The organism is Nocardia sp. CA-084685 (genome assembly GCF_050955785.1).
GTDB lineage: Bacteria > Actinomycetota > Actinomycetes > Mycobacteriales > Mycobacteriaceae > Nocardia.
Genome location: NZ_CP192094.1, coordinates 5,869,646 through 5,896,444 on the forward strand (window position 1 = coordinate 5,869,646; position 26,799 = coordinate 5,896,444).

The following is a 26,799-nucleotide window of genomic DNA, read 5'->3' on the forward strand; positions in this document are numbered from 1 at the left end:
GAGCTCATGGCACAGAACGAAAACCTCGCCGCCCTCTCGGCCGCCGGCGTCTCGGTGTGGCTCGATGATCTGTCGCGGGACCGGATCCAGTCCGGCAACCTGGCCGAGCTCATCGAAACCCGCAGCGTCGTCGGCGTAACCACCAATCCGACCATCTTCCAGGTCGCCCTGAGTCAGGGCCACGCCTACGACGGCCAGGTGAAAGAGCTTGCCGCCCAAGGCGCGGATGTGGATTCCGCGATCCGCACCATCACCACCGACGATGTGCGTGCGGCCTGCGATGTGCTGGCCGGGGCCTACGAGGCCAGCAATGGCGTCGACGGCCGGGTCTCCATCGAGGTCGACCCGCGTCTGGCCTTCGACGCCGACCAGACGGTCGCGCAGGCCATCGACCTGTGGAAGACGGTGGACCGTCCCAACCTGTTCATCAAGATTCCGGCCACCGAGGCGGGCCTGCCCGCGATCACCCGGGTGATCACGGAGGGCATCAGCGTCAATGTGACACTGATCTTCTCGGTCAAGCGCTACCGCGAGGTGATGGGCGCCTACCTCGATGGTCTGCGCAATGCCAAGGCCGCCAGCCATGATCTGGCCAAAATCCATTCGGTCGCCTCGTTCTTCGTCTCCCGGGTGGACACCGAGATCGATAAGCGACTCGACGCGATCGGCACGCCGGAGGCGCTGGTACTGCGCGGACAGGCGGGTGTCGCCAATGCGCGCCTGGCCTACGCCGAATACCAGGATGTCTTCGACGGTGGTGCGCACACCTCGACCTACAACCATCTGGCCGCCGCCGGTGCGAATCGGCAACGGCCGCTGTGGGCTTCGACGGGTGTGAAGAATCCGGAGTACTCCGACACGCTCTATGTCACCGAGCTGGTGGCACCGAATACGGTGAACACGCTGCCGGAAAAGACTCTGGAGGCGGTCGCCGATCACGGCGAGGTCCGTGGCGACATGGTCAGCGGTACCGCCGCCGCCGCGCAGGAGATCTTCGACAAGCTCACCGCGGTCGGTGTCGACCTCGATGACGTGTTCGAGGTACTCGAGCGCGAGGGTGTGGAGAAGTTCGAGAAGTCGTGGGAGGAGTTGCTTTCCGCCACGGCAGGCGAACTGGCCAAGACCGGGGATAACTGACCCGATGGCCGGCACTCAGACGAATACCTGGAAGAATCCGCTGCGCGAAGAGCGGGATAAGCGAGTTCCCCGCATCGCGGGACCGTGCAGCATGGTGATCTTCGGCGTCACCGGCGATCTGTCCCGGAAGAAACTGATGCCGGCCATCTACGATCTGTCGAACCGGGGGCTGCTGCCCCCGGGCTTCGCACTGGTCGGCTTCGCGCGCCGGGACTACGCGGACGAGGATTTCGCGGGGGTTGTGCTCGACGCGGTGAAAGCGCACGCACGCACCCCATTTCGGCAGGAGGTCTGGGACCACCTGGCCGAAGGCATCCGATTCGTGCAGGGCTCCTTCGACGACGATTCCGCCTTCGCCAAACTCGCCGATGTGTTGGCGAAGCTGGACAAGGATCGCGGCACCGGCGGCAATCACGCCTTCTACCTGTCGATTCCGCCGAATATGTTCCCGGTGGTGCTCGATCAGCTCTCCGAGCACAAACTGGCGCAACCGACGAAAACCGATGGCGAGGGACGCAAGCCGTGGCGCCGAGTGGTGATCGAGAAGCCGTTCGGTCACGATCTGGACAGCGCGGTCGAACTCAACGCATTGGTCAACCGGGTGTTCCCGGAGGAGACGGTATTCCGCATCGATCACTATCTCGGTAAGGAGACGGTGCAGAACATCCTGGCACTGCGCTTCGCCAACCAGCTCTACGAGCCGATCTGGAATGCCAATTACGTCGACCATGTGCAGATCACCATGGCCGAGGACATCGGATTGGGTGGGCGCGCAGGCTATTACGACGGTATCGGCGCGGCCCGCGACGTCATCCAGAACCACCTGCTGCAGTTGCTCGCGCTGACTGCCATGGAGGAACCGATCAGCTTCGAGCCCAAACAGCTGCAGGCGGAGAAGATCAAGGTGCTCTCGGCGACCAAACTCGTCGAGCCGCTCGATGAAACCACCGCACGCGGACAGTACGCGGAGGGGTGGCAGGGCGGCGAGCATGTGGTCGGACTGCTCGACGAGGAGGGTTTCGACCCGCAATCGCGCACCGAGACCTACGCGGCGATCACCCTCGAGGTCGACACCCGACGATGGGCGGGTGTGCCGTTCTACCTGCGCACCGGAAAACGCCTGGGCCGCAGGGTGACCGAGATCGCGGTGGTGTTCAAACGGGCCCCGCATCTGCCGTTCGACCAGACCATGACCGAGGATCTCGGGCAGAACGCACTGGTCATCCGGGTGCAGCCCGATGAGGGCATTACCACCCGATTCGGTTCGAAGGTGCCGGGGTCGAGCATGGAAGTGCGCGACGTCAATATGGATTTCAGCTACGGCGAGGCGTTCACCGAATCCTCCCCCGAGGCCTACGAACGCCTGATCCTCGATGTGCTGCTCGGGGTGCCGTCCCTGTTCCCGGTGAACGCGGAGGTCGAATTGTCCTGGCGCATCCTGGATCCGGTGCTCGAGCACTGGGCCGCCGACGGTAAGCCCGAACAGTACGAGGCGGGCACTTGGGGTCCGGCCTCGGCTGACGAGGTGTTGGCACGCACCGGGCGCGAATGGCGGCGGCCATGATCGTCGATATGCCGCAGACCACCACCTCTGAAGTCACCAAACGCCTGGTTCGCCTTCGCGAGAGCAATGGTGTGATCACCATGGGCCGGGTGCTGACGCTGGTCGTGTGCACGCTGGACAGCTCCGAGGCCGAGGACGCCATCGACGCCGCCAATGACGCCAGCCGTGAACACCCCTGTCGCGTGGTGGTTTTGGCGCGCGGCGATCGCGATGCCGAGACCCGGTTGGATGCCCAGATCCGCGTTGGCGGTGACGCGGGTGCGGCCGAGGTGATAGTGCTGCGGCTGCAGGGTGATCTGATCAACCACGAAAGCAGCGTAGTCATCCCGTTCCTGCTGCCGGATACCCCGGTGGTGGCCTGGTGGCCACGTGGCGCACCGGAGTTCCCGTCGAAGGATTCGGTGGGACGCTTGGCGACTCGCCGCATCACCGACGCCACCTTCGCGGCCGATCCGCAGGCGACGATCAAGAAGCGCCTCGGCTCCTATGCCTCCGGGGATACTGATTTGGCGTGGAGTCGCATCACCTATTGGCGGGCGCTGTTGGCGGCCGCCATGGACGAACCGCCGTTCGAGCCGGTGGATTCGGTGACCGTCTCCGGACTGCGCGACGAACCCGCGCTGGATATGCTCGCGGGCTGGTTGGCCGCCCGCCTCGACTGCCCAGTGCGTCGTCGTTCGGGTGCGTTGCGGGTGCAAGTGCATCGCCCGACGGTATCGATCGCCATCGAGCGACCACAGACCGGGCGCACCGCGACACTGACCCGCACCGGTGACCCGGATCAGCGGATCGCGTTGGCGCGCCGGGAAACTCGCGACTGCCTCGCCGAGGAACTGCGACGGCTGGATGCCGACGAGATCTATGCCGAGGCGCTCGCCGGAATCGAGAAGGTGATCTATGAGTGAGCGCGCGAGCTTCCCCGCGAACACCGTCGAAGTATACGACGACACCGACGCCTTGATTGCCGCCGCGGCCGCGCGATTCGTCGCGGTCGTGGTGGCCGCACAGGCGGCGCGCGGCTCCGCATCGGTGGTGTTGACCGGCGGTGGGACCGGGATCGGACTGTTGGAATTGGTCCGCAAGACACCCGGCGACATCGACTGGTCGCGGCTCGATGTGTTCTGGGGCGACGAGCGATTCGTGCCGGCGAGCGATTCCGAGCGCAATGATCTGCAGGCACGGCAGGCGCTGCTGGATCATGTGTCGGTGGACCCGTCGCGGGTGCATCCGGTCGCCACCTCCGATGGTGAGTATCCGGATCCGGTCGAGGCCGCCGCCGAGTATGCTGCGGCGGTGCACGCGCACTTGGCGGAGTACGGGGCCTTCGATCTGCATCTGCTCGGAATGGGCGGTGAGGGACATGTGAATTCGCTGTTCCCGCATACCGATGCGGTGCGTGAACAGCACGAACTCGTTGTCGCGGTGCCGAATTCACCCAAGCCGCCGCCGGTGCGGGTCACGCTGACGCTGCCCGCGGTGCGGCACAGTCGCCATGTTGTGCTGGTCGTCGGTGGTGCGGCCAAGGCCGAAGCCGTTGCCGCGGCGGTGGCGGGTGCGGATCCGGTGGAGATTCCCGCGGCGGGTGCCGTCGGGTCGGAATCCACTACGTGGCTGTTGGATCGGGATGCCGCCGCGGCATTGCCGGGTACCGCGAGCTAACCCAGCAGTTCCCGCGCGGTTGCGCCGAGGACCAATTCGCGTACCTGCGGTGAGCGGGTGGCGCGTTCGACGGTGGTACGTGCGATGACCGGGTCGCCGTAGGGGGCATCCGAGCCGAACAGAGTGCGCTCGGGAATTTCGGATATGGCCAGGCGCACCGCGAAAACGATGCTGGCAGTGGACAGTTCGAGGTACATATTCGGGCTGTCGCGGACCAGTTCGATCGCGTCCATCCAATGCGCTCCGCCGAGTTGGGAGACCACGAGCGGCACGCGTGGATAGCGGCGTGCGAGGTCGGTCATGGTGCGCAGGTCGGCGGCGGTCGTGGGCGCTGCGCCGTGTACGACGACAGGGAGTCCACCCTGGTCGGTGGCGGCACGGAGTACCGGCTCGATGCGCGCGGCCTGGTCGGGCGGCGGGGTCAACTCTCCGATGCCGCGCATTCCGCGCCCGACTACCTCGCGTTCGACGAGCGCATCGGCATCGGGTGCGTCGAGCGGCACCGAGGCGAAGCCGACAAAGCGGTCCGGGTAGGCGTCGAGGGCAGCCTCGAGTTCGCGCCGTGCCGTTTCGCGACCGAGGGCAGCGCTACCGGCTAGCGCCCGCGTCAGCAGGTCCATCTCTGTGCGGAGTTCGGTGAGGGTTCCGGCCCGCTCCGGATGCGGTCGGGTCATGAAGAGGACGGTCTTGTCCACGCCCGCCTCGTCGAGTAGCGCGATGTGGTCGGTGAGCGGGTCGTGGACGTGGCTGTGTGCGTCGATGATCAACATTTCTCCTGACGGAATCGAGTTGCGGACTCGAGTGTTGATCCCTGACACCATGGGAAGGTCAAATCATGCTGATCGGTGAGCTGGCGAGCCGGACCCGCACCAACGAGCGGCTGCTGCGGTATTACGAGCGGGTCGGGCTGCTGTCGGCCGAACGCCGCCACAATGGGTATCGCGAGTACGACGCGGCTGCCGAACAGCGTGTCGGACAGATTCGCGCATTGCTCGCCGCGGGACTCTCGACCCGGGTGATCGGGCAGCTGCTGCCGTGCGCTGTCGACGATGGCACGTTGCGGGCCTGTCCTGGCGTATTGCCCGCGCTGCGGGATCGGCTGGCGGAGTTGGACCGTCGGGCCGTCGAGCTCGATGTCGCTCGCGATCTGCTGCGACGGACGATCACGCAGACCGAGCGGTCCGGCTGATACTGTGCTCGACCAAGCCGATAAATACGCGATTCGACACCGCAGTTCTCGGAGAAATTTCTTGCAATCGCCGAGATAATCAGAATATTTTCTGAAATCGTACCGGAATCGACTTCCTCGAGCGGCATCCGTCGGAGATGATCACAGCGTGACCGAACAGCGAGTCGACCTCGAGGAGCGGTTCCGTGCCGAGCTATCGGCGCTGGAGCCACGGCCGAGCCGTCCCGTCGATCAGCCGCTCGATGGTGTCGGGCTCACCGGAGCCCAATGCCTGGACCTGTTCGAATCACAGGCGACCAGTAGGCATCTCGATCTCGCGGCACGCCGATTGGGCAGCGCCAAGCGCGGCTATTACAGCATCGGATCCGCCGGACACGAGGGCAATGCGGCGGTCGCGGCCGCCCTGCGCCCCACCGATCCCGCGCTGCTGCACTATCGCTCCGGAGCATTCTTCGTGCACCGGGCCAGGCAGGTGCCGGGTCTCGATCCGATCCGCGATGTGCTGCTCGGCGTGGTGGCGGCGAGCACTGAACCGATATCGGGCGGCCGTCATAAGGTTTTCGGCAGCAAACCGGCCGCGGTGATCCCACAGACCTCCACCATCGCATCACATCTGCCGCGCGCCGTCGGGCTCGCCTTCGCGATCGAACGCGCGGCCCGGCTCGGCGTCGCGTGCGAATGGCCGTCGGATTCGGTGGTGCTGTGCAGTTTCGGCGACGCGTCGGCCAATCACTCCACCGCCGCCGGCGCCATCAATGCCGCGATTCACACTGCGCGCCAAGGGGTTCCGCTACCCCTGCTGTTCGTCTGCGAGGACAACGGCATCGGCATCAGCGTCGCGACCCCGCCCGACTGGATCGAACAGTCCTACGGCATTCGCCTCGGTCTGCAGTATTTCGACGCCGATGGCTGCGATCTCCTCGACGCCGCGACAACCGCGACCAAGGCGGTCGACTGGGTGCGCGAACACCGCAAACCCGCCTTTCTCCACCTGAGCACCGTACGGCTCATGGGACACGCTGGATCCGACGTAGAGTCCGCCTACCGCAGCCCCACCGACATCGCCGCCGACCTGCGCCGAGACCCGGTGACCGCAACCGGTCGCCTCCTGGTCACCTCCGGCCTCGCAGCCCCGGCCGAAGTCATCGCACGCTACGACGACATCGGCGTCCGAGTCGCCGCCATGGCCGAATCGGTGTGCCGCGAACCGAAGTTGACCTCCGCCGCTGCGGTGATGGAACCGTTGGCCCCGCTACATCCGGACCGGGTGCGGGCCGATGCCTTGCGTCGAGGCCCGCTCGGGTCTGGTGGCGCCGGCGAGCTCGGCGATGGCCGACGCGACGCGCAGGAGACCGTCGACACCATCGTTCGCGACGTCGCGATGAGCGGCACGACCGCCCGCGACCGCCACAAGGGCCGCCGGACCATAGCGGAACAAACAGTTACACAAGAAGGTTCGGCGACGTTGGCGCAGGCGATCAATCAAACGCTCGCCGCGCTGCTCGACCGCGACAACGACGTCCTGGTGTTCGGCGAGGATGTCGGCCGCAAAGGCGGCGTGTACGGCGTCACCAAGGGCCTGCAGAAGCAGTTCGGAGTACGGCGTGTCTTCGATACGCTGCTCGACGAACAGAGCGTGCTCGGCACGGCCCTTGGCGCCGCACTCGCCGGATTCGTGCCGATTCCGGAGATCCAATATCTGGCCTACGTGCACAATGCCGCCGACCAATTGCGAGGTGAAGCCGCCACACTGTCGTACTTCTCCCAGGGGCAATACCGGAATCCGATGGTCGTGCGCATCGCCGGGTACGGCTATCAGAAAGGGTTCGGCGGCCACTTCCACAACGACAATTCCATTGCGGCACTGCGCGATATCCCGGGCCTGATCATCGCCTCCCCCGCTCGTGCGGATGACGCCGCAGCCATGCTGCGCACCTGCGTCTGCGCCGCTCGCGTCGACGGCCGCGTCTGCGTCTACCTCGAACCCATCGCCCTCTACCACACCCGTGACCTACACCGTCCCGGCGATAGTGCCTGGCTCGCAACACCTTCCGATAACGACCACATCGCCATCGGACGCGCCCGCGTCTACGGCGATGGCACCGACCTCACCATCGTCACTTTCGCCAACGGCGTGCCCATGAGCCTACGGGTGGCCCAACGCCTCTCATCTCACGGTATCCGAACTCGCGTGCTCGACCTCCGATGGCTATCCCCGCTCCCTCTCGATGACCTTCTTCACCACGCCAACGCCACCGGCCGAGTCCTCATCGCCGACGAAACGCGCCACACCGGCGGCGTCTCCGAATCCCTCTGCGCCGCCCTGATCGACGTCGGTTTCAACGGCTCAATAACCCGCGTGACCAGCGAAGACTCCTTCATCCCGCTGGGCCATGCGGCCAGCACCGTCCTCCTCGACGAACCCCGAATCGAAGCAGCAGCCAGCGAACTCGTCAACCGCTGAACTCACGCGGTACTCGCCAACCCCTCGAATCGGCGAGTACCGCGCGCCCGTTGGTCGGCTATCGCCGCAACCGCAGTACCGCTTCCAGAATTTCGCGCATCGACGGCCGAAACCCGGTGCGTGGCTCGTGGATCCACCGTCGAAACCCGCGTCGCTCATCATCAGGAGACGGCAGCACAATGTATTTCGACGCAACGCCGATATTCCAGCGCAGCAGTGCGGGCGTCAGACTCTCCGGACATGGCCCGGACGGTCCGGTCAGAAAGGACCACCGCCGTGACGCAGGGTGCTCGATCACCGGCCCCAATTGCCCCTGCTGATCGGCAACGAATTCCGTTGCCAGCCCCGAGGGCATCACCACCGCGCCGACCGATCCGGTCTGCACGATGATCCGCGTCTCGGCCTCGGGCATGATCACCGCGGGCAGTCCCAGATCACGTTGATAGTGCCGGCAGCGTTGCGTGGTTGTCTCTGCGCTACTTGGCATTTCACACCATCCGACAATCGTTCGTGGCTGTCGTCATCCGACACCCCTCTGCCCCGCGACGCGGTGGATCGTCCTCGATGACGCCCCACCGCCTCGGCCTGCCGTGATATCTTTGGTGTGGTAATGCTAGCGTGATTATCACGCTCCAGGTAGTGAATCGGATGAGTCGGGTCGGACCGATACGCTGGGGAGCCATGGGAACTCGATTGCGGACCGCGCGAAAATTGTTGCTGGGACGCGAAATCGAGCACATGGTCCGCACCGCGGGCGTAAGTCAGACCGAAGCCGGGAAGATCATCGAGTCGACCCAGAGCCGAATCAACCAGTTGATCAATGGAATCGGTGCCATCAGCGTCGGTGATCTCGAACTTCTCACGACCACATTGGGTTTCACCGACCCCGGTTATATCGAGACGCTCAAAGAACTGCGCCGCGACAATCACAAGCGCGGATTCTGGACCACCGGCCACCGCCGCGCCTACGTCGAGGATCTGCGGCTACTCGTCGATCTGGAGGCGCATGCCAGCCTGTTGCGCACCGCTGAGGCAGAGATCATGCCGGGGCTCATCCAGTGCGAGTCCTACATTCGCGCACTACACGAGCCGGTCGCGACGGCCGGCGTCACCGTCGAGGAGTCGGTGCAGGCGCGACTGGCGCGGCAGCAGGTGCTGATCGAGGCGGACCCACCGCAGTTCCGCGCGATCCTGTCCGAATCCTGTCTACGCCGCGAATACGGCGGACGCGAGGTGATGCTCGAACAACTCGAGCATCTGTCGAATCTGTCCAGACGACCCAACATCCTGATCCAGGTGCTCCCATTCACCGTCACCACACGCGGGGCGGGGATGGAGGACCGCTACACCCTGGTACGGGTGCCGTCACCGGGTGCAGCGGGCGATCTGGAGATGGCGATCGTGGAGAGTCAGGGCGATATCCGCTACATCGATGACAAACCCGCGGTGGCCGCCCGCGAAACGGTATGGTCCCGGCTCAGTGCCGCCGCTCTCGGCGCCGAGGACTCCCGGAAATTCATGGAGCACGTCGCACGATCGTTGCGCCGCAAGACATTCAGCAGCACTTGACGAATCAGGAGTACCCGGATGTCCGCCGACTTCGAGCCCCGCGAAATTGATGCGAGCCGACCATCCGCCGCCCGCATGTATCACTACTATCTGTCCGGGGAAGCCGTCTTCGAGGTCGACAAGATCTTCGGTGAGCGACTGTTCGAAATACTTCCATTCCTCGATGTGTGGGCCCATCACAATCGCGGATTCCTGCGCCGCGCAACACGATTCATGGTCGAGCAGGGTATCCGGCAATTCCTCGATATCGGTTCCGGACTACCCACCGTCGGCAATACACACGAGGTTGCGCGGGAAGTCGCGCCGGATTCGCGCGTTGTGTATGTCGACAACGATCTGGAAGCGGTCAATCGTGCCCACGACCTGCTACTGCACGGCGATGCCCTCGACAACACCGCCATCATCGAGGCCGATCTGCGTTATCCCGACCTGATTCTTGACCATCCGGATACCCGTCGGCTGATCGACTTCGAGCAACCGCTCGGGCTCTTGATCGTCAGCGTCTGGCCGTTTGTACCCGACGCCGCCGATCCGCCCGCGCTGATGGCGCGACTGCGCGATCGACTCCCCTCGGGCAGCTATATCGCGATGACCCACGTGTCCCTGGACGACGCCGGGCCGGAGATCAAGCAGCAAATGGCCGCTGCCGCCGCACTCTATGACGAAACCTCCGATCCGGTGACCCTGCGCACCCGCGCCGCGTTCACTGCGCTCTACGACGGACTGGACCTGATCGAACCCGGTATCGCCTACGCGCCGGACTGGCGTCCGGACCAACCGGTCGACCTGGACGATAAGGCGCGGCCGTGTAATTTCGCCGCCGTTGGCTATAAGGCTTAAAGGACTAGCGACGGGCCTGCCAACCCTGCGCGACTCCTGCTCCACCTGTTGAAAGGACATGCAATGACGCAGCCCACCTTCACCGTCGCCGAATTCCGCAAGGCGACCTTCAGCTCGCCCAACCAGAACTGCGTGCGCGTCGCACGTAGGAACGGGTGGACCGCGGTATGGGACGACAAGCTCGCCGACGAGCGCTACACGCCCGAAATGTCATTGCCCGACAACGAACTGCTCGTCTTCACCGACGATCAGTTCGACGCCTTCCAGGTCGGTATGCGGGCGGGTCGCGTCGAGGATCTGCATCTGGCGATATCGCGCCGCGACGGCGGATATGTTTTCCAGGCCGCCATCCCCCAGCTGATCGCTGGCGTGGAACTACGCTTCGACGAGGCCGAGTTCGACGCCTTCCGGCAGGGTGTGCTGAACCACGAATTCGATTGCGCGCGATTCATCGCCGCCTGAGTACCTCCCGATAACGCCGACGGATCCGACACGCGGTGGCCCACTTCCCGTGAATCGGATTCGGCGGCGTGACCGAGGAAATACAGTGGACATACGGTGACCAGCGGCGAAAGGGCACGGCTATGACCACGATGTCCATGCTCGGCGAGGTACGACCCGAACACGATCGGGCGATCGAGGAAGGCCGGGTGCTCCTGCACTTTCTGCGGTCATTCCGCATGCCTGTCCTCGACGTATGGTCCGCTTGCGTCGAGCTCCGGCAATTGGATCGCTGGTTCGGCAAAGTCACCAGCGGCAACGGCAACCTGACCATCGAACCGTTCGACGGACCGGTCCCCGGCCCCATCGCGATCCGCGTCGAAGACTGCCGCGCACCACATGACCTGGTGATCCATATCGACGGCGGCATCCTCGAACTGCATATGACCCAGGTCGGCGTCGTCACCAATCTCGAACTGATCCGCCGCCACGTCTGCCCGGCCGAGGCCAGCTCGGTCGGCCCGCGCTGGCAGTACCTGCTGGACCGCCTCACCGCCTACCTGGACCGACGCCCCCTCCCCAGCTGGGCCGACTACCCCGAATTGACCAACGAATATCGTTGAACGGTCATTGTGTGAGAGCTGGATCCGCGACCAGGTCGCGAAGGTGAGTGGTGATCAGCGCATTGACCTCGTCGGTGCGTTCCAACTGCACGAGGTGACCCGCATCCGCGATCTTGGTGACGGCGCGCAGGTCGGGAACGTTCGCGCGCAGAGTCGCCAGCGGATCGCGGCCGCTGAATCCCTCCATATCCGGGTCTCGGTCTCCATAGAGGAAATACGTCGGAACACAGACCTCGGCGTCGGCGAATTCGGCGGTGAGTTCCCAGTTCCGATCGAGCGCCCGGTACCAATTGAGGCCGCCCGTGAAGCCGGTGCACTCGAAATCCCCTGCCAGGATGTCGAATTCGGCGGTGGAGAGCCAGCGCCACGGCAGCGGTGGCGCCTCAGGTAGAACATCGAGGTAGCCGGTGCCCGCCGCGGGGAAGCGCCAGGTGTCGAGGTAGTGATAGTCGGCGCTGAGCGAATAGTAGACGCGAGCCAGGAATTCCCTTGTGCGCCCGCCCAGTTCAGCATCGGCCACACTGGGTTTCTGAAAGTAGTCCAGGTGCAGAAAGTGGCGCTGGGCGGCCTTTGCCCACAACTGCGATGGCGCGCGCGGCGGGCGCGGGGCGAACGGATTATTGAGCACGATGACACCGCTCACCCGCTCGGGCACGCGCAATGCCAGCTCCCACACCAGTGCCGCCCCGAAGTCCAGGCCGACGAACACCGCCTGCTCGGCGTCCATGTCATCGAGCAGGGCGAGCAGATCGCCGATGACGGCGCGGTTGCTGTAATCCTCGATATCGGTAGGCACATCGGTACGCCCGTATCCACGCAAATCCGGCGCAATGGCCCGGTAGCCCGCCGCGGCGACAGCCGCGAGCTGGCGATGCCATATGAACCAGGTATGCGGAAAGCCGTGGCAGAAGATCACCGGATGACCCTCGCCCTGTTCTGCGACATGCATGCGAATGCCGTTGCTCGTCACGAACCGATGGATCAATTCCACTACGGCCTCCAATAGCTAGAACGTGTTCTTGTTTCACGGTAATATCCCGGGATCGTGAACGGAATACCTCAGGCCCTAGGCGGCCGAGTCGCGGTGGTGACCGGCGCGAGCCGTGGCATCGGCAAGGGCATCGCGCTGGAGTTGGGTGCGGCGGGCGCCACCGTGTACGTCACCGGGCGCTCGGCCGTACCGGGACGCCTACCGGGAACCGTGCACGCGACCGCGGCCGAGATCGACCTGCTCGGCGGTGCAGGCGTTCCGGTTGTCTGCGATCATCGCGACGACGATGCGGTCGAGCGACTATTCGAGCGGATCCGCAACGAGCACGGCCGCCTCGATGTGCTGGTGAACAATGTCTACAACGCCCCCGCCGCCGCGCGTTGGCTGGGCAAACCGTTCTGGGAGGTGCCGCCACAGGCCTGGGATGAGACCTTCGACGTCGGTGTCCGATCACATTATGTCGCAAGCGTTTTCGCGGCTCCCCTGCTGATCGAATCGGCGGGCTTGATCGCCAATATCTCCTCCCCAGGTGCCGAGCGCTATCTGCACAACGCGGTATACGGCGTCGCGAAGGCCGCGCTGGACCGGCTCACCTCGGATATGGCCGATGATCTCGCCGATTCGGGCGTCACCGTGGTCTCGCTCTGGCCCGGCATCGTCGATACCGAACTGCTGCAAATGGTGCCACGCGATAAGGACGGCCGCCGCGTCGTCACGCTGCCCGGCGACGGCGCCTACGACCTCGACAATGCCGAGTCGCCACGCTTTCCGGGTCGCGCCGTCGTCGCACTCGCCGCCGATCCGGACCGCTGCCAACGCTCCGGATCGGCTTGGCGCATAGCGGATCTCGCCGAAGAGTACGGATTCACCGACGTCGACGGCCGTATCCCACGCAACGACTGAGATTCAGACGAGACTCAGGAAGCGCTGCACCGATCGCAACGGCGTCGGCTTGACCCGCCAGGTCAGATAGATACGCGAGCGCGGCGCATCCACGATGTCGAGATAGACCACGCCCGGATGCGGTGCCCGGGTGCGCGCCAGCACCGGCACAATCCCGATACCGCGTTCCGCCGCGACGAGTTCGATCCATTCGTCGAAATTCGTACAGGTGATGACGGCGCGATCCGGATCGGGCGAATCCCACGATTCGGCATTGGTCGTGCCGGAAACGGTATTGGCCACCAGTGGATAGTGCGCGAGATCGGCCCAGCGCACCTCGACGGCGTTTGCCAGTGGCGAATGCACCGAAACCGCCAGCACCCGCTGCTCCGAATCGATTTCGCGGGATTCGAGATGGTGCGGCAGCCAGATATCGTTGCGGTGGATCGCGATATCGATCGAGCGGTCGTCGAGTGCCGCCATCGGATCCTCCACTCGGCGCAGCGCAATCCGGCCGCCCAGCGCCTCAAAGCGAGTGCGGATCGCAGCGAACCAGACATCGGGCAACAGCCAGGAGAATCCGACCTCGATCGTGGCGCGCATGCGCAGATCCGCCTTGACGGTCTCGATATCGCCGATGATGCGCCGGCTGTGGTCGAGCAGTTCGGCTCCCTCGTAGGTCAGCTCGAAGCGCCGGGATGTGCGCTCGATCAACCGGCATTCGACCACGCGCTCCAACTGCTGGATGGTTCGGGTCAGCGCGGGCTGGCTCAGGTTCAGCCGGGCGGCGGCGCGGGTGTAGTTCGCTTCCTCGCAGAGCGCAAGGTACGCGCGCAGGTGCCGCAGCTCGATATCCATGCGTCGAGCGTATACATCGCGCACAGCAAGCATTTCGGAGGTTTGTCAGTGGAACATGCCGTCGGATCCTGTGCGCGGTCCTTTGCAGCATGGCCGCGAATCGCTGGACGCCCGCTACCGTCCTGGCGCTCGCGCAGTGCGCGTCGTCAGCGCTGCTCGACGAAGACCATGTGGGTGCGATCTTCGCAGCGCCGCTGTTCGGCGTGACGTTTCATGGCGATCTACACGCCCGCGATCCAGATCGGCATCGAATTGGCCGACCATCGGGCCGCAGCCACACTAGCCTCGGGCCATGGAGCCGGCAGATGTTGGGTCCACTCTTCACACCGGTAATCGGCAATGCGCTATGGGATGGTCTTCGTCATCGCCACCCTCATGGTGGCGGCGACGGCGCCCGCCGTCATCGCCGCCAAGCAAATCAAGCGAACTTGATCTCCAGGCCGATACCGAGAATGGCGATGAGCCAGATGAGGCCGGTGAAGATGGTGATGCGGTCGAGGTTCTTCTCGACGACGGTCGAACCCGAAAGGCTGGACTGCACACCGCCACCAAACAAGCTGGACAGACCTCCACCCTTGGCGCGGTGCAGCAGCACCAGCAGCACCAGCAGCACGCTGGTGATGATCAGGAGGATATCCAGGAACATCCGCATGCCGCACAGTCTATGGGTGCGCATCGGCACCCGCATAATCACCCCGGCTCGACGCGACCTACGGAGTGTCTACCGCGACCAGGTGTGTGGTGGTGTCCTGGCCGATCATGAACTCCGCGACGGCGCGTTCGCGCAGTTGATCCTGGGCGGTCAGCCGCACCTGATGCTGGTGCATATGCTCCGACCACGAACGCACCACGAATGCCTCCACATAGCGGTCGACCACCCCGACGTCACGATACAGCCGCCATTCCATCGCGCCGGTGCGCTGCATAGACCGTCCGACGAACACCATCGCGGACAGGAATTCGTCGACCTTCTCCGGCGGGACGTCGTAGGTGCGCAGCACCAGCACAGGTCCGTCCTCGGGATCCGGTTCGACCACGAGTTGCGGTTCCGGCCAGAAGACGCTCGGGCTCAGATCCATCTCCTCCGCATTGTGGCGGATCGGCAGCCAGACCGAACTCAGCGCGGAACCCGCCAACAGCACCGCGGCCGCAAGCAGTGCGGCCACCGGCCCCACCGCGCCGGCGACCAGACCCCACACGAGCGAACCGAGTGCCTGGCCACCCATGAACACCAGCATGTAGACCGACAACCCGCGCGCCCGCACCCACGCGGGCAGCAGCAATTGCATGGTCGCGTTCATCGTCGACATCGCGAGCAGCCAGGCGAATCCGGCTCCGACCAACAGCACCAGCACCACCGGCACGCTGTGCAGCAACGCCGCACCCGCCGAGGCGATGCCGAACAGGATCGCGGCCGCGGTCAAGCGTTGTGTCGGTGTGAGCAGGGCGCGAATCCGCCCCAAGCCGACCGCGCCCGTCACCGCGCCGAGCCCGAGCGCGCCGAGCAGCAGTCCGTAGCCGGACGAGGACAAACCCAACTCGTCACGGGCGATGACCGGGAGCAGCGCCCACACCGCGCTGGCCGGGGCGATGAACAGAATCGAGCGCAACAGCACCCGCCGGATCGCGGGCGCGGCACGAATGAACCGGGTCCCCGCCTGCAGCGCGGCCAGCGGACGTTCACTGGGCAGCTTCGATTCCTTCGTCGGTCTGCGCCAGCTGAGCAGCACCGCGACAATGCCGACGAACGAGACCGCATTCAGCGCGAATACCAACGTCGGCCCCGACACCGAAACCAGCACACCCGCGATGGCCGGACCTACCGCGCGCCCGATATTGATATTCATACTGCCCAGCGCTGCGGCAGACGGAATCTCTTCGCGCGCAACGAGTTCCGGTTGAATAGCCTGCCAAGACGGCCCCGTCAACGCCTGCCCGCACCCGAGTAGGAACAGCAGCGTCAACAGCACCCCTGGCGTGGTGTGCCCGGTCGCCGTCGATATCGCGAGCACCGCCGCCAATACCGCCATCGCCGACTGCGCGCCCACCAACAACCTGCGTCGATCCAATAGATCCGCCAGGACCCCCGACGGAATCGACAACAGCATCACCGGCAATGTCGTCGCCGTCTGCACGAACGCCACCAATGTCGCGGCATTGGGCGCATCGACCAGAATCCACTGCGCCCCAACGGTTTGCATCCAGGTACCCAGATTCGAAACCAGCTGCGCGATCCAGAGCGCCCGATAGATTCGCGACCGTAACGGCGCCCAGGTGGATAATGGTGTCGTCGCATCGGCAGTGGTCACGGGCCCGAGCATAGCTACGGGTCGAAATACCTGCCGTTCGCAATTTCCCTCAGTGGTGCGGAGCTGATGACCGAGGCGCGGCTCGGCTACCTGCGGCGGCAGCGGGCGGCTGGTAGTCGACCAGCGGGATCGGCCGCCGCAGGTCGACCATGGTCGCCAGCGGTATCGGGTGTTCGCGCTTGATGATGGGCCCCACTTCCGGTGCACCGATCGAGACGGTAACCGTGCAGTCGCCGGGACCCAATGCCGCCAACATGCCATCGCGAACAGTTGCCACGAGCGGGCGAACCAGCAACGCGACACAGAGCTCGAGCTCGAATTCGCCCGCCAGGCTGCCGTCGACGGTGACCTCGAGGCGCGGGCAGTAGCTCTGAGTGACTTCGTGTTCGAACAACTCGACCTGCTCGACGCCGCCCGCGCGGGTTCGCATCGCCGCACTGCGCAGCCGCTGGTAACGCTGCCAGCCCGCCACCGCGACCCCGCCGAGGTCGACCTCGAGCAGCCCGTCCACCGCCCGGGCCACCGCACGCAATGCCGCCGACCGCAGCGTCTCGGTCGCTAGCGGTGTTCTCCGCAAAGCCAGTTGCTCGACACCGCTCTCGCGCAGGCGCTCGGCCAACTCCCTCTCAACGACCTCGCGCGCCGCTCGACCGAATAACACCGCCCGAGCCGTGATAGATATCGGTCTCGTCATCGCGAAACCTCCCTGATGTGTAGCCGCGGTTCACCCGCGCTCAGCCGAACCCGAACGGCCGGAACAGCGTGGCGTGTGAACTCGCGAATATGAATAATCGGCCTGAGGTCCCCGGCCACCTGCACGCGAACCAGCGGCAGACGCGGATCGCTACGGCCCGCGCGCGACGGATCGCCCGCCTGCTGACGCCGTCGGCGCAGTACGAACGTCGCCACACCGAGGGCGAGAAGGAACACGCCGATTCCCAACACTTCCCCGACGTGGTTCACCCGCTGCGGATCATCCGCCGTTGGCCCTACGGTCGGCGTATCGGATGCTTCCACAACTGCTTGTGTGGTGGTCGTCGTGATCGGCTTGGTGGTGGTTGTGGTGGTCGACCCGGACCGAGGGGCGATCGTGATCTGCCGGACCGCGGATTCTTTCTCGCCGCACGCGGCGCTGATCGTCTGCGGTCCGGTTGCGGCCTGATTGGACACGTCGATCGAGGTTTCGAACGAACCCTGGGAGACGGTCACGTTTTTCGGCGAACCGGACCAGCTCGGAGTAATCCGAACCTCGATACAGCGCCAGTAATCGCCGCTGACGGTGAACCGTGTGCCGCGTTCCGCACGAGCTGGCACACCGTTGAAAGTGGGGTCGGGACGCTTACAAGTCTCCCCCACCGCTGTGGGAGTTGTAGTGCACGCACCCGCCCGTCCTGTGGTTGGCCTAGGCGTGGTCGACGCAGGCGTGGTCGACGCATATGTGGTCGGGGCATATGTGGTCGGCGTAGGCTCCGACACCGCGATCGGTACCGACACCGCGCCCACCACCACCGCCGCGGCCACCGTGACAAGAAGCGCTCGCGCCTCACTTCTCATAACTGCCTCTTTCGAAAACGCGGATCGCCGAGCATCGATCCGTGCCTCGGAATCAAGTCTGTGCCCACCCCGATGCGCCGACATGAGTAACCGACTACCTGTTTCGACGGACGCACCCGCCGGAACGGCCAGCTGATTTGCGCGGTTTCCAGCGGCGACGCCCGTACCATCGGCTACATGTCGGCTATAGCGGTGCGCGTCGGAAGCCTGCTGGCCATCGCGGCCAGTCTGATGGCCGGATGTTCGAATGACGACAAGAATGAGGAGAAACCGGCAGTCTCACCGATGGGGCGTACCTTTATCTCGACCGGGGTCGAGGGGCGGCAGATTCCTGGCGGCGGACCGATGACTCTTACCTTCGCCGATGGCAGGATCTCGGCGAACTCCGGCTGTAATACGGCCGATGCCACGGTGGATCTGACCGATGGGATCCTGCATGTCGGAACGCTCGCGAGCACATTGCTGGCCTGTCCGGACGAACGTAGTCAGGCCGATAGTTGGCAGGACAACGTGTTGACCTCACTGCCCAAATGGCGGATCGACGATTCGACACTGACGCTGACCGGGAAGGAAACCACGGTCATTTTGCTGGACAAAAAGATCGCCCAGCCAGATAAGCCGCTCACCGGCACGACATGGATCATCTCCGCCTTGATGACGCCCGATGCACAGATCCGTTCGCAGACGCTGGACGATGTGAAGCCCACGCTCAACATCGCGGCCGATGGTGGGGTCTCCGGCAACGCCGGATGCAATCGCATGACCGGTCACGCCACTGCATCCCCGACCGCCAACGGTCCGGACGTCACGTTCCAGATCGGCACCACGAAGATGGCGTGCGCACCAGAGATCATGGAGGTCGAGCAGGCGGTGCTGAAGGCACTCGACGGCAAGACGTCCGCAACCATCGACGCGGACACGCTGATCCTGCGCAATACCAACGGCTTCGGCCTGACCTTGCGCGCGGCATAGCCATGAACCAAAACGCCTCGCGCACACCGGATCTGCGCCACCCGGACCGCAAGCGCACCTGGCATGTGGAGATCGGTCCATGGCCGGATCTTCCGTCCGCCCACATCGAGAAGCTGCCCGCACCGCCGTCACCGGTAACCCTCGTGCGCTACGCCGAGCTATACACCGCCGCCGGGCGCACCCGCCGCACGGAAGACGGCGGCTGGGATATGGATACCGTCGCCGCATTAATAGCAGCGCGAGACGAATTCCTCGACACCATCTTCACTTTGGGATTCATCGACCCCGATGGCGCGCTACTGGCCGAATGCTCGGTCGGCATTTCCGGCACCAAGGCCAGGCTGTACATCGTGCGCGCCACCAAGCAACCCGCCGAACTCGCCCACCTCTTGCGCGGCACCCTGTACCGGTTACATGTGCACTATCCGGACGTGCGGACCGCCGAGATCTCGACCGATCCACACGACGAGCCACTCGAGCTGGCACTCACCGCCAGCGGCTTCATCGTGAATCACCTCTGATTCCGACTACTTCCGCGTCAGGATCACTCGGTCCGCAATCCGCTCCGCCTCCCCGGGCGGCGCGAAGTAGAGCTCCATGGTCACCCGATCCGCCGACTCCAGTTCGATCACCGTCCGCATTGGAATCGTCTTGCCGACGAACTGCGGACCGAGCACACCCGGATCGGTGAACTCCCCGACCACCTCGATGTCCGCAGCGCCACCGCTGCCCTTGGCGCCCTTGTAGGTCATCATCATCGGCGTCACGCTGTCCACCGTCGACCATTCGTAGCGGTCGTCGGTCGGCGAATAACCGAGCGTGCCGAGTCGGTAGTACGGTTTGCCGCCGAAGGTCCCCTCGGCCTCCTCCTGCATGAAGTTATTGCCCGTCTTGCCGATCCAGTGCCAGCGCGAGGTGATATCGCTCTTGATCGGATTATCCGCGGTACCGCCCGCGATGAAGGTCGATTTCGCGCCGTTCCATTCGCCCACCAGCTGATTCAGCTTCTGGTGCCCGGCATCCTGGTTGGTGGGAGCCACCTCGGAGCTGGATACGATTCCCACCGGCGAGGCGGAGCCGTCGGAGCATCCGGTCCCGAACGCGGTGCACGCCATTAGCGCAACCGTGACCAGTGCGCGCGCCTTAGTTGATCTCACGTGAAAGTCCTTGTCGGCCAACTGGATCTTCAGACGCGAACAGCATCGCACCCCCGGCACCGGTACACCTCGCCCCGAGCGGGAAGTCCCAACGCAAATCAGCCCGGTAGCACGCAATCAGGCGTGCTACCGGGCTGGTTTGAACATTCCTACCCGTTAGGGCAGCGGACCACCCGCGGCAATCGCGGACAGCGTGGCGAATTCGTCGCCCTTGAGCGACGCACCGCCGACAAGCGCGCCATCGATATCGGTCTGCGCGACCAACTCGCCAACATTCTTGGCATTCACCGAACCACCGTAGAGCACCCGCACACCCGCCGCGACCTCGGCGGAGGCCAGTTCGACGAGTTCCGCGCGAATCGCACCGCAGACTTCCTGCGCGTCGGCGGGGGTGGCGACCTTACCGGTTCCGATGGCCCAGACCGGCTCGTAGGCGATGACGATCTTCGAAATCTCTTCGGCCGTCAGGCCTTTGAGCGAACCACGCAGCTGTTCGAGGTTGTACTCGACGTGGGTCTTCGCCTCGCGGACATTGAGCCCCTCGCCGATGCACACGATCGGGGTGATCCCGTACTTCAGCGCCTGCTTGGTCTTGGCCAGCACGATGGCGTCGTCCTCGGAGTGGTACTGCCGCCGCTCCGAATGTCCGACGACCGCGAAGGTGCAGCCCAACTTGGACAGCATCGCGGCGCTGATCTCACCGGTGTACGCGCCCTCATTATGCGTCGAAACATCCTGCGCACCATAGGTGAGCAGCAGCTTGTCGCCCTCGACGAGAGTCTGCACGCTGCGGATATCGGTGAACGGCGGAATCACCGCGACGTCGACCTTGGCGAAGTACTTCTCCGGCAGCGCGAAGGCGATCTTCTGCACCAGGGCGATGGCCTCGAGGTGGTTGAGGTTCATCTTCCAGTTGCCCGCGATGAGCGGTTTGCGTGCCATGGTTCAGTCCTCCAATACCGCGATACCGGGCAGTTCCTTGCCCTCGAGGTATTCCAGGGATGCGCCGCCACCGGTGGAGATGTGCGAGAAACCGTCCTCGGGCAGTCCGAGCGCGCGCACGGCCGCGGCCGAATCGCCACCGCCGACAACGGTGAAGGCACCCTTGCCCGTCGCGGTCACGATCGCCTCGGCGACACCTCGGGTACCAGCGGCGAAGTTCTCGAACTCGAATACGCCCATCGGGCCGTTCCAGAACACCGTCTTGGCCTCGGTGAGCAGTACCGCGAACCGGTCCACCGACTCGGGACCGACATCGAGTCCCAGCCAACCATCGGGAATCTCGTGGGCTGGAACCACCTTCGAGTCCGCGTCGGCCGCGAATTTATTCGCGACGACGATATCGCGCGGCAGGTGAATGACGTCCGCGTAACGCTCAAGCAGCCCCTTGCAGGTCTCGATCATCTCCTCCTGCAGCAGCGAGGCGCCCACCGAAAGGCCCTGTGCGGCAAGGAAGGTGAAGCACATGCCGCCGCCGATCACCAGGGTGTCGACCTTCGGGGCCAATGCCTCGATGACGGCCAGTTTGTCGGAGACCTTGGATCCACCGAGCACGACCGCGTACGGGCGCTGCGAGTTCGCGGTCAGCTTGGCAAGCACCTCGACCTCGGCGGCAACCAGCGTGCCCGCGTAATGCGGCAGCAGCTTGGCCACATCGTAGACCGAGGCCTGCTTGCGGTGCACCACGCCGAAGCCGTCGGAAACGAAGGCACCGTCGTCGCCGACCAGCTCGACCAGCGCCGCCGCCAGCTTGGCCCGCTCGGCATCGTCCTTGCTGGTCTCGCGCGCATCGAAGCGGACGTTCTCCAACAGCAGCACATCGCCGTCGGTCAGACCCTCCGAGCGCGACAGCGCGTCGTAGCCGACGACGTCACCGGCCAGCTGGACATTGCGGCCCAGCAGCTCGGCCAGCTTCACCGCGACCGGGGCGAGAGAGAACTTCGGATCCGGCTCACCCTTCGGCCGGCCCAGATGCGCCGCGACGACCACCTTGGCGCCGGCCTCGACCAACGCCCGCAGCGTCGGTACCGAGGCGATGATGCGGCCCGGGTCGGTGATCTCGCCGTTCTCGTCGAGAGGGACGTTCAGGTCGGAACGCACGAGCACGCCCCGACCCTCGACACCCTCGTTCAGCAGATCCCGCAGTGTTTTGACCGCCATGTCAGAGCGACTTGCCGACGAGGCCGATGAGGTCGGCCAGGCGGTTGGAGTAGCCCCACTCGTTGTCGTACCAGGAGTACACCTTCACCTGGTCGTCGATGACCTTGGTCAGCGGCGCGTCGAAGATCGACGAGTGCGGGTCGGTGACGATATCGCTGGACACGATCGGGTCCACGCTGTACTTCAGGATGCCCTTCAGCGGGCCCTCGGCGGCGGCCTTGAAGGCGGCGTTGATCTCCTCGACCGTGGCCTTCTTGGCCAGGTCCGCGGTCAGGTCGGTGATCGAACCGGTGGGGATCGGGACGCGCAGCGAGTAGCCGTCCAGCTTGCCGTTCAGTTCGGGCAGCACCAGACCGATAGCCTTCGCGGCGCCGGTGCTGGTCGGCACGATGTTCAGCGCGGCGGCGCGAGCACGGCGCAGATCCTTGTGCGGGCCGTCCTGCAGGTTCTGGTCCTGGGTGTAGGCGTGGATGGTGGTCATCAGACCCTTGACGATGCCGAACTCGTCGTTGAGCACCTTCGCCAGCGGACCGAGGCAGTTGGTGGTGCACGAGGCGTTCGAGATGATGTTCTGGCTGCCGTCGTATTTGTCGTCGTTGACGCCCATCACGACGGTCAGGTCCTCACCCTTGGCGGGCGCGGAGATGATGACCTTCTTGGCGCCCGCGGCGATGTGCCCCTTCGCCTTGGTCGCGTCGGTGAAGATGCCGGTGGATTCGACGACCACGTCGACGCCGAGGTCGCCCCACGGCAGGGCGGCCGGGCCCTCCTTGATTGCCAGCGCCTTGATCCGCTGGTCGCCGACCACGATGGTGTCGTCGCCGTCGAGCGACACGTCCTGCGGCAAGCGGCCCAGGATCGAGTCGTACTTGAGCAGCGTGGCCAGCGTCGCGTTGTCGGTGAGGTCGTTGACCGCGACGATCTCGATGTCGGTGGTGCCGAGCGCCTTCTGCGCCTCCACCGCCCGGAAGAAGTTACGTCCGATACGGCCGAAGCCGTTGATGCCAACCCGGACAGTCACGTTATCGCTCCTCAGCTTTCAAGCGGATTCATTCCGATGCCATAACCACAGTAGTGCCCGAGCTGTGTTCGATTTGCAGCGCCTCCGCGCTGCGTGTTCGCGGCCCCCCGGTGTCTCGGGTCCGAGCCGTCGAGACTCGCGCCTACCGCGCATGCGCTTCGACGGCTCGGACCTGAGACGGGCCGCGAACATCGCTCGTAAGACTCGCTCCGTTGTGGTCGACCAGGCCGGAACAGGCCCGTCGTGCAGCGAGTTCGTTGTCGGATAACTCATTGCACCGCCAGGTGGATACCACCGATATGCGTCTCGAGACGTATGGACATGTAGCGTCCGATCGAATCGGATCGCCGCCCCGTGGGGCGGCGATCCGACTCACGCTTCGTCGAGCAGTTCGGCAGTGACGGCCGATTCGGTATCGGGTACCCCCAACTCCTTTGCCCGGCGGTCCGCCATGGACAGCAGCCGTCGAATCCGCCCCGCCACAGCGTCTTTCGTCATCGGCGGATCGGCGAGCTGGCCGAGTTCCTCCAGTGAAGCCTGTCGGTGCTGCACCCGCAGCTTGCCAGCCGCGGCCAAATGGTCGGGCACCTCGTCGCCCAGAATGTCCAGTGCGCGTTCGACTCTCGCGGCAGCGGCGACCGCGGCACGGGCCGAGCGGCGCAGATTCGCATCGTCGAAATTGGCCAGGCGGTTCGCGGTGGCCCGCACCTCGCGGCGCAGCCTGCGCTCCTCCCAGACGATCCGGGTGTCCTGGGCCCCCATCCGGGTCAGCAGCGCGCCGATCGCCTCGCCATCACGGACTACCACCCGATCGGTGCCACGCACCTCACGCGCCTTGGCGGTGATGCCGAGCCGCCGAGCCGCACCGACGAGCGCCAGCGCGGCCTCCGGACCGGGGCAGCTGACCTCGAGCGCCGAGGAGCGACCCGGTTCGGTGAGCGAGCCGTGCGCGAGAAAAGCTCCGCGCCAGGCGGCTTCGGCATCGCCGATGCTGCCGCCGACCACTTGGGCGGGTAGACCGCGCACCGGACGCCCGCGCACATCGAGCAGACCGGTCTGTCTGGCCAGCGCCTCACCCTCCTTGGACACCCGCACCACATAGCGCGAGGTCTTGCGCAGACCGCCCGCGCCGAGCACGTGCACATCGGAGCCATAGCCGTACAGCTCGAAGATCTCCCGCCGTAGCCGGCGCGCGATGGAGCCCATATCCACCTCGGCCTCGACGATCACCCGCCCGCCGACGATGTGCAGGCCGCCCGCAAACCGCAGCAGCGCAGACAGTTCCGCCTTGCGAGAACTCACCTGCGAGACTGTGAGCCTGCTCAGCTCGTCCTTCACTTCGGCTGTCATCGCCACGAGACGCGCTCCTTTCCACCCAACCCGGAACGCACATCCTGACCCATGTGCCGTCCCTCGACTCGAAGCCCTGCCATATGTGGCCGAGGTTGCCGGATCAGCTGATCCAGTGCGGCGGCAAGCTTTCCGGGGTGATGCCGGTCGGTTCCCGCTTCGGCGACATCGGAGAAGGTTACTCGTGCCCGCAATTGTTCGGCAGCCCTGGCCACATGTTCTCTTTCGCGACCCTCCGGCACCGACCCGGAATCGACCAGTACCTCATCGACCACGAATTCCGGTGCGTGCTGGGACAATACATGGAGATGGCGTTCCGCGGAGAAACCTGCCGTTTCTCCCGGCTCCGCAGCCAGATTCAGCACCAGGACTTTGCGCGCTCTGGTATACACCAGTGCGTCACGCAATTCGGGCACCAGCACATGCGGAATGACGCTGGTGAACCAGGACCCGGGGCCCAGCACAACGACATCGGCGTGTTCGATGGCCGAGGTGGCCTCCGGACTGGCGGGCGGATCGGACGGAATCAGCCGCACGCGCCGCACCTTACCCGGTGTCGTCGCGATGGCGACCTGGCCGCGGATGCAGCGGCTCACGCGTGGATCTGCTTCCAGCCCAGAAACGTCCGCCTCGATGTCGAGGGCGATGGGCGACATCGGCAGCACCCGACCGGTGATACGCAACATCTTGGCGACCTCGTCGAGCGCGGCGACCGGATCGCCGAGCACCTCGGTCAGCCCCGCGAGGATCAGATTGCCGACCGAATGGCCGGCGAGCGCGCCGGTGCCGCCGAAGCGATGCTGCACTGTGCGCGTCCACACATCGTCACCGTCGGCGGCCAGCGCCGCGAGGGCCATGCGCAGATCGCCAGGCGGTGGCACACCGAGTTCGGCGCGCAGTCTGCCGGATGATCCGCCGTCATCGGCGACGGTCACCACCGCGCTGATCTTTCTGGTCAGCCGCCGCACCGCGGTGAGTGTCGCGTACAGACCATGCCCGCCACCGAGCGCAACTATGGCGGGATCCGATTCCCACCCCGTCATTCGCGCCCCAGATCCCGGTGCACGACCCGTACCACATCGGCCCCGGCAGATTTCTCCGCATGCGGTGAATCGAACACCGCGGAGCCGATCAGTTCGCCGAGCGCCTCGGCGATCGCAACGCTGCGGTGTTTGCCTCCGGTGCAGCCCACTGCCACCGTCATGTATCGCTTCCCCTCTTGGCGGTAACCATTCGTCGTCAGGTCGACCAGGTGGTGGCAGGTGCTCAAGTAATCGGCCGCGCCGGGACGCGACAATACATACTCGCTGACCACGGTCTCCTGTCCCGAATGTTCCCGAAGTTCCGGTATCCAATGCGGATTGGGTAGAAAACGCACATCCAACACCATGTCCGCATCGAGGGGAACCCCGTACTTGAATCCGAACGACTGCACCGTCAGCTGCAGTGCCGTCGGCGCACCGCCGCCGTAGGCCTCCTCCAACTTGCGGTGTAGCTGGTGGATCGAGAGTTCGGTCGTGTCGATCACCAGGTCAGCCGCCGTTTTCACGGCGGACAGCCGTATCCGTTCGGCCGCGATGCCCGCCGAGAGCGTACCGTCGGCGCTTTCGCTCTGCAGCGGATGGCGTCGGCGCGCGAAGCCGAAGCGCCGGATCAGCACGTCATCGGAGGCCTCCAGGAACAGGATCCTGGTCGGCACGCCCGTGGACCGCAGCTGATCGGTGACCGCCGAGAGATCGCCGGTGAAGAAGCGGCTGCGCACATCCATGACCAGCGCGAGGCGGCGAATCGGCGGTTCGGCGGAGGCGCCGAGTTCCACCATCCGGCCGATCAGCTCCGGCGGCAAGTTATCGGTGACATACCAACCCAAATCCTCGAGTACGCGGGCCGCGGTGCCGCGACCCGCACCCGATAGGCCGGTCACGATGACCACCTCGACCTTCGGCGGTGGGTTGCCGTCGCCGCGTTCGACAGATGCGCCGAGGGTGCCCGCCGGGCCGGGCCGCCCAGCGGTCGACCGCGGGCTGCCCGCACTGTTGTTCGATTCGACGCGTGTCAT

28 protein-coding genes are annotated in these 26,799 nt (G+C 65.1%); 13 read left to right on the top strand and 15 right to left on the bottom strand.

Features of this window, described 5'->3' with window-relative positions:
• Positions 1-6: 6 nt before the first annotated feature.
• From tal to pgl, 4 genes are read left to right on the top strand one after another with little or no spacing between them, the layout of a single operon-like run.
• Complete coding sequence (tal, locus tag ACQP2U_RS26070) at positions 7-1,137, top strand: transaldolase (protein WP_433709894.1); 1,131 nt, start codon at positions 7-9, stop codon at positions 1,135-1,137.
• A gap of 4 nt (positions 1,138-1,141) precedes the next feature.
• On the top strand, positions 1,142-2,701 hold the full coding sequence (gene zwf, locus ACQP2U_RS26075; RefSeq protein ID WP_397028856.1) for a glucose-6-phosphate dehydrogenase: 1,560 nt from the start codon (positions 1,142-1,144) through the stop codon (positions 2,699-2,701).
• A complete protein-coding gene (gene opcA / locus ACQP2U_RS26080; RefSeq protein ID WP_397028855.1) occupies positions 2,698-3,606 on the top strand; it encodes a glucose-6-phosphate dehydrogenase assembly protein OpcA in 909 nt (302 codons plus the stop codon). Before zwf ends, opcA begins: the two co-directional genes overlap by 4 nt.
• A complete protein-coding gene (pgl, locus tag ACQP2U_RS26085) occupies positions 3,599-4,360 on the top strand; it encodes a 6-phosphogluconolactonase (protein WP_433709895.1) in 762 nt (253 codons plus the stop codon). Before opcA ends, pgl begins: the two co-directional genes overlap by 8 nt.
• On the opposite strand, the gene ACQP2U_RS26090 is transcribed toward pgl, so the two are convergent.
• Positions 4,357-5,130, bottom strand: coding sequence for an amidohydrolase family protein (locus ACQP2U_RS26090; RefSeq protein WP_433709896.1), 774 nt, complete (start codon positions 5,128-5,130; stop codon positions 4,357-4,359). The two genes, pgl and ACQP2U_RS26090, sit on opposite strands and share 4 nt — an antisense overlap.
• Positions 5,131-5,195: 65 nt before the next feature.
• Here ACQP2U_RS26090 and ACQP2U_RS26095 point away from each other — a divergent pair, with 65 nt between their 5' ends.
• Both ACQP2U_RS26095 and ACQP2U_RS26100 read left to right on the top strand, forming a co-directional pair.
• Entirely contained in the window at positions 5,196-5,549 is a 354-nt protein-coding gene (locus ACQP2U_RS26095; RefSeq protein ID WP_433709897.1) for a MerR family transcriptional regulator, read from the top strand.
• Between the two features lie 148 nt (positions 5,550-5,697).
• Positions 5,698-8,013: a thiamine pyrophosphate-dependent enzyme gene (locus tag ACQP2U_RS26100; protein WP_433709898.1), complete on the top strand. Its 2,316-nt coding sequence runs from the start codon at positions 5,698-5,700 to the stop codon at positions 8,011-8,013.
• A gap of 58 nt (positions 8,014-8,071) precedes the next feature.
• Here ACQP2U_RS26100 and ACQP2U_RS26105 read toward each other — a convergent pair whose 3' ends face one another.
• Entirely contained in the window at positions 8,072-8,500 is a 429-nt protein-coding gene (locus ACQP2U_RS26105) for a hypothetical protein (protein ID WP_433709899.1), read from the bottom strand.
• A 194-nt stretch (positions 8,501-8,694) separates the two neighbouring features.
• Between ACQP2U_RS26105 and ACQP2U_RS26110 the strand changes: the two genes are divergently transcribed.
• The 4 genes from ACQP2U_RS26110 (at position 8,695) to ACQP2U_RS26125 (ending at position 11,486) form a co-directional block, all read left to right on the top strand.
• Positions 8,695-9,582: a Scr1 family TA system antitoxin-like transcriptional regulator gene (locus ACQP2U_RS26110; protein ID WP_433709900.1), complete on the top strand. Its 888-nt coding sequence runs from the start codon at positions 8,695-8,697 to the stop codon at positions 9,580-9,582.
• 18 nt (positions 9,583-9,600) lie between these two features.
• On the top strand, positions 9,601-10,422 hold the full coding sequence (locus ACQP2U_RS26115; RefSeq protein WP_433709901.1) for an SAM-dependent methyltransferase: 822 nt from the start codon (positions 9,601-9,603) through the stop codon (positions 10,420-10,422).
• Positions 10,423-10,485: 63 nt separating this feature from the next.
• Complete coding sequence (locus ACQP2U_RS26120; protein ID WP_433709902.1) at positions 10,486-10,884, top strand: DUF397 domain-containing protein; 399 nt, start codon at positions 10,486-10,488, stop codon at positions 10,882-10,884.
• Positions 10,885-11,006: 122 nt separating this feature from the next.
• Positions 11,007-11,486, top strand: a complete 480-nt coding sequence (locus ACQP2U_RS26125) for a hypothetical protein (RefSeq protein ID WP_397028840.1) — start codon at positions 11,007-11,009, stop codon at positions 11,484-11,486.
• A 4-nt stretch (positions 11,487-11,490) separates the two neighbouring features.
• Here ACQP2U_RS26125 and ACQP2U_RS26130 read toward each other — a convergent pair whose 3' ends face one another.
• A complete protein-coding gene (locus ACQP2U_RS26130; protein ID WP_433709903.1) occupies positions 11,491-12,477 on the bottom strand; it encodes an alpha/beta fold hydrolase in 987 nt (328 codons plus the stop codon).
• A gap of 54 nt (positions 12,478-12,531) precedes the next feature.
• Here ACQP2U_RS26130 and ACQP2U_RS26135 point away from each other — a divergent pair, with 54 nt between their 5' ends.
• Positions 12,532-13,380, top strand: a complete 849-nt coding sequence (locus tag ACQP2U_RS26135) for an SDR family NAD(P)-dependent oxidoreductase (RefSeq protein WP_433709904.1) — start codon at positions 12,532-12,534, stop codon at positions 13,378-13,380.
• Positions 13,381-13,383: 3 nt separating this feature from the next.
• Here the strand turns inward: ACQP2U_RS26135 and ACQP2U_RS26140 are convergent, their stop codons facing one another.
• The 5 genes from ACQP2U_RS26140 to ACQP2U_RS26160 all read right to left on the bottom strand — a co-directional run bounded on the left by ACQP2U_RS26140 (position 13,384) and on the right by ACQP2U_RS26160 (position 17,840).
• Complete coding sequence (locus tag ACQP2U_RS26140; protein WP_433709905.1) at positions 13,384-14,217, bottom strand: LysR family transcriptional regulator; 834 nt, start codon at positions 14,215-14,217, stop codon at positions 13,384-13,386.
• A 418-nt stretch (positions 14,218-14,635) separates the two neighbouring features.
• Positions 14,636-14,869, bottom strand: coding sequence for a preprotein translocase subunit SecG (gene secG, locus ACQP2U_RS26145; RefSeq protein ID WP_062991810.1), 234 nt, complete (start codon positions 14,867-14,869; stop codon positions 14,636-14,638).
• 58 nt (positions 14,870-14,927) lie between these two features.
• Positions 14,928-16,538, bottom strand: coding sequence for an MFS transporter (locus ACQP2U_RS26150; protein ID WP_433709906.1), 1,611 nt, complete (start codon positions 16,536-16,538; stop codon positions 14,928-14,930).
• A gap of 37 nt (positions 16,539-16,575) precedes the next feature.
• Complete coding sequence (locus tag ACQP2U_RS26155; RefSeq protein ID WP_433709907.1) at positions 16,576-17,220, bottom strand: hypothetical protein; 645 nt, start codon at positions 17,218-17,220, stop codon at positions 16,576-16,578.
• Positions 17,217-17,840: a hypothetical protein gene (locus tag ACQP2U_RS26160; RefSeq protein WP_433709908.1), complete on the bottom strand. Its 624-nt coding sequence runs from the start codon at positions 17,838-17,840 to the stop codon at positions 17,217-17,219. The genes ACQP2U_RS26155 and ACQP2U_RS26160 overlap by 4 nt, the downstream gene beginning before the upstream one ends.
• A 471-nt stretch (positions 17,841-18,311) precedes the next feature.
• Here ACQP2U_RS26160 and ACQP2U_RS26165 point away from each other — a divergent pair, with 471 nt between their 5' ends.
• Together ACQP2U_RS26165 and ACQP2U_RS26170 are read left to right on the top strand one after the other, a co-directional pair.
• Positions 18,312-19,052 carry an META domain-containing protein gene (locus ACQP2U_RS26165; protein WP_433709909.1) on the top strand — a complete coding sequence of 247 codons (741 nt, stop codon included), beginning with the start codon at positions 18,312-18,314 and terminating at the stop codon, positions 19,050-19,052.
• A gap of 2 nt (positions 19,053-19,054) precedes the next feature.
• A complete protein-coding gene (locus ACQP2U_RS26170; protein WP_433709910.1) occupies positions 19,055-19,573 on the top strand; it encodes a hypothetical protein in 519 nt (172 codons plus the stop codon).
• 6 nt (positions 19,574-19,579) lie between these two features.
• On the opposite strand, the gene ACQP2U_RS26175 is transcribed toward ACQP2U_RS26170, so the two are convergent.
• From ACQP2U_RS26175 to rapZ, 7 genes are all read right to left on the bottom strand, one after another.
• Complete coding sequence (locus ACQP2U_RS26175; protein WP_433709911.1) at positions 19,580-20,209, bottom strand: DUF1579 family protein; 630 nt, start codon at positions 20,207-20,209, stop codon at positions 19,580-19,582.
• A gap of 156 nt (positions 20,210-20,365) precedes the next feature.
• Positions 20,366-21,151: a triose-phosphate isomerase gene (tpiA, locus tag ACQP2U_RS26180; RefSeq protein ID WP_433709912.1), complete on the bottom strand. Its 786-nt coding sequence runs from the start codon at positions 21,149-21,151 to the stop codon at positions 20,366-20,368.
• A 3-nt stretch (positions 21,152-21,154) separates the two neighbouring features.
• Entirely contained in the window at positions 21,155-22,369 is a 1,215-nt protein-coding gene (locus ACQP2U_RS26185) for a phosphoglycerate kinase (protein WP_433709913.1), read from the bottom strand.
• A gap of 1 nt (position 22,370) precedes the next feature.
• Complete coding sequence (gene gap / locus ACQP2U_RS26190) at positions 22,371-23,390, bottom strand: type I glyceraldehyde-3-phosphate dehydrogenase (protein WP_397028820.1); 1,020 nt, start codon at positions 23,388-23,390, stop codon at positions 22,371-22,373.
• A 372-nt stretch (positions 23,391-23,762) separates the two neighbouring features.
• Positions 23,763-24,746 carry a DNA-binding protein WhiA gene (gene whiA / locus ACQP2U_RS26195; RefSeq protein ID WP_364340266.1) on the bottom strand — a complete coding sequence of 328 codons (984 nt, stop codon included), beginning with the start codon at positions 24,744-24,746 and terminating at the stop codon, positions 23,763-23,765.
• Positions 24,737-25,783, bottom strand: a complete 1,047-nt coding sequence (locus tag ACQP2U_RS26200) for a gluconeogenesis factor YvcK family protein (RefSeq protein ID WP_063043214.1) — start codon at positions 25,781-25,783, stop codon at positions 24,737-24,739. Before ACQP2U_RS26200 ends, whiA begins: the two co-directional genes overlap by 10 nt.
• Positions 25,780-26,799, bottom strand: coding sequence for an RNase adapter RapZ (gene rapZ / locus ACQP2U_RS26205; RefSeq protein ID WP_433709914.1), 1,020 nt, complete (start codon positions 26,797-26,799; stop codon positions 25,780-25,782). Before rapZ ends, ACQP2U_RS26200 begins: the two co-directional genes overlap by 4 nt.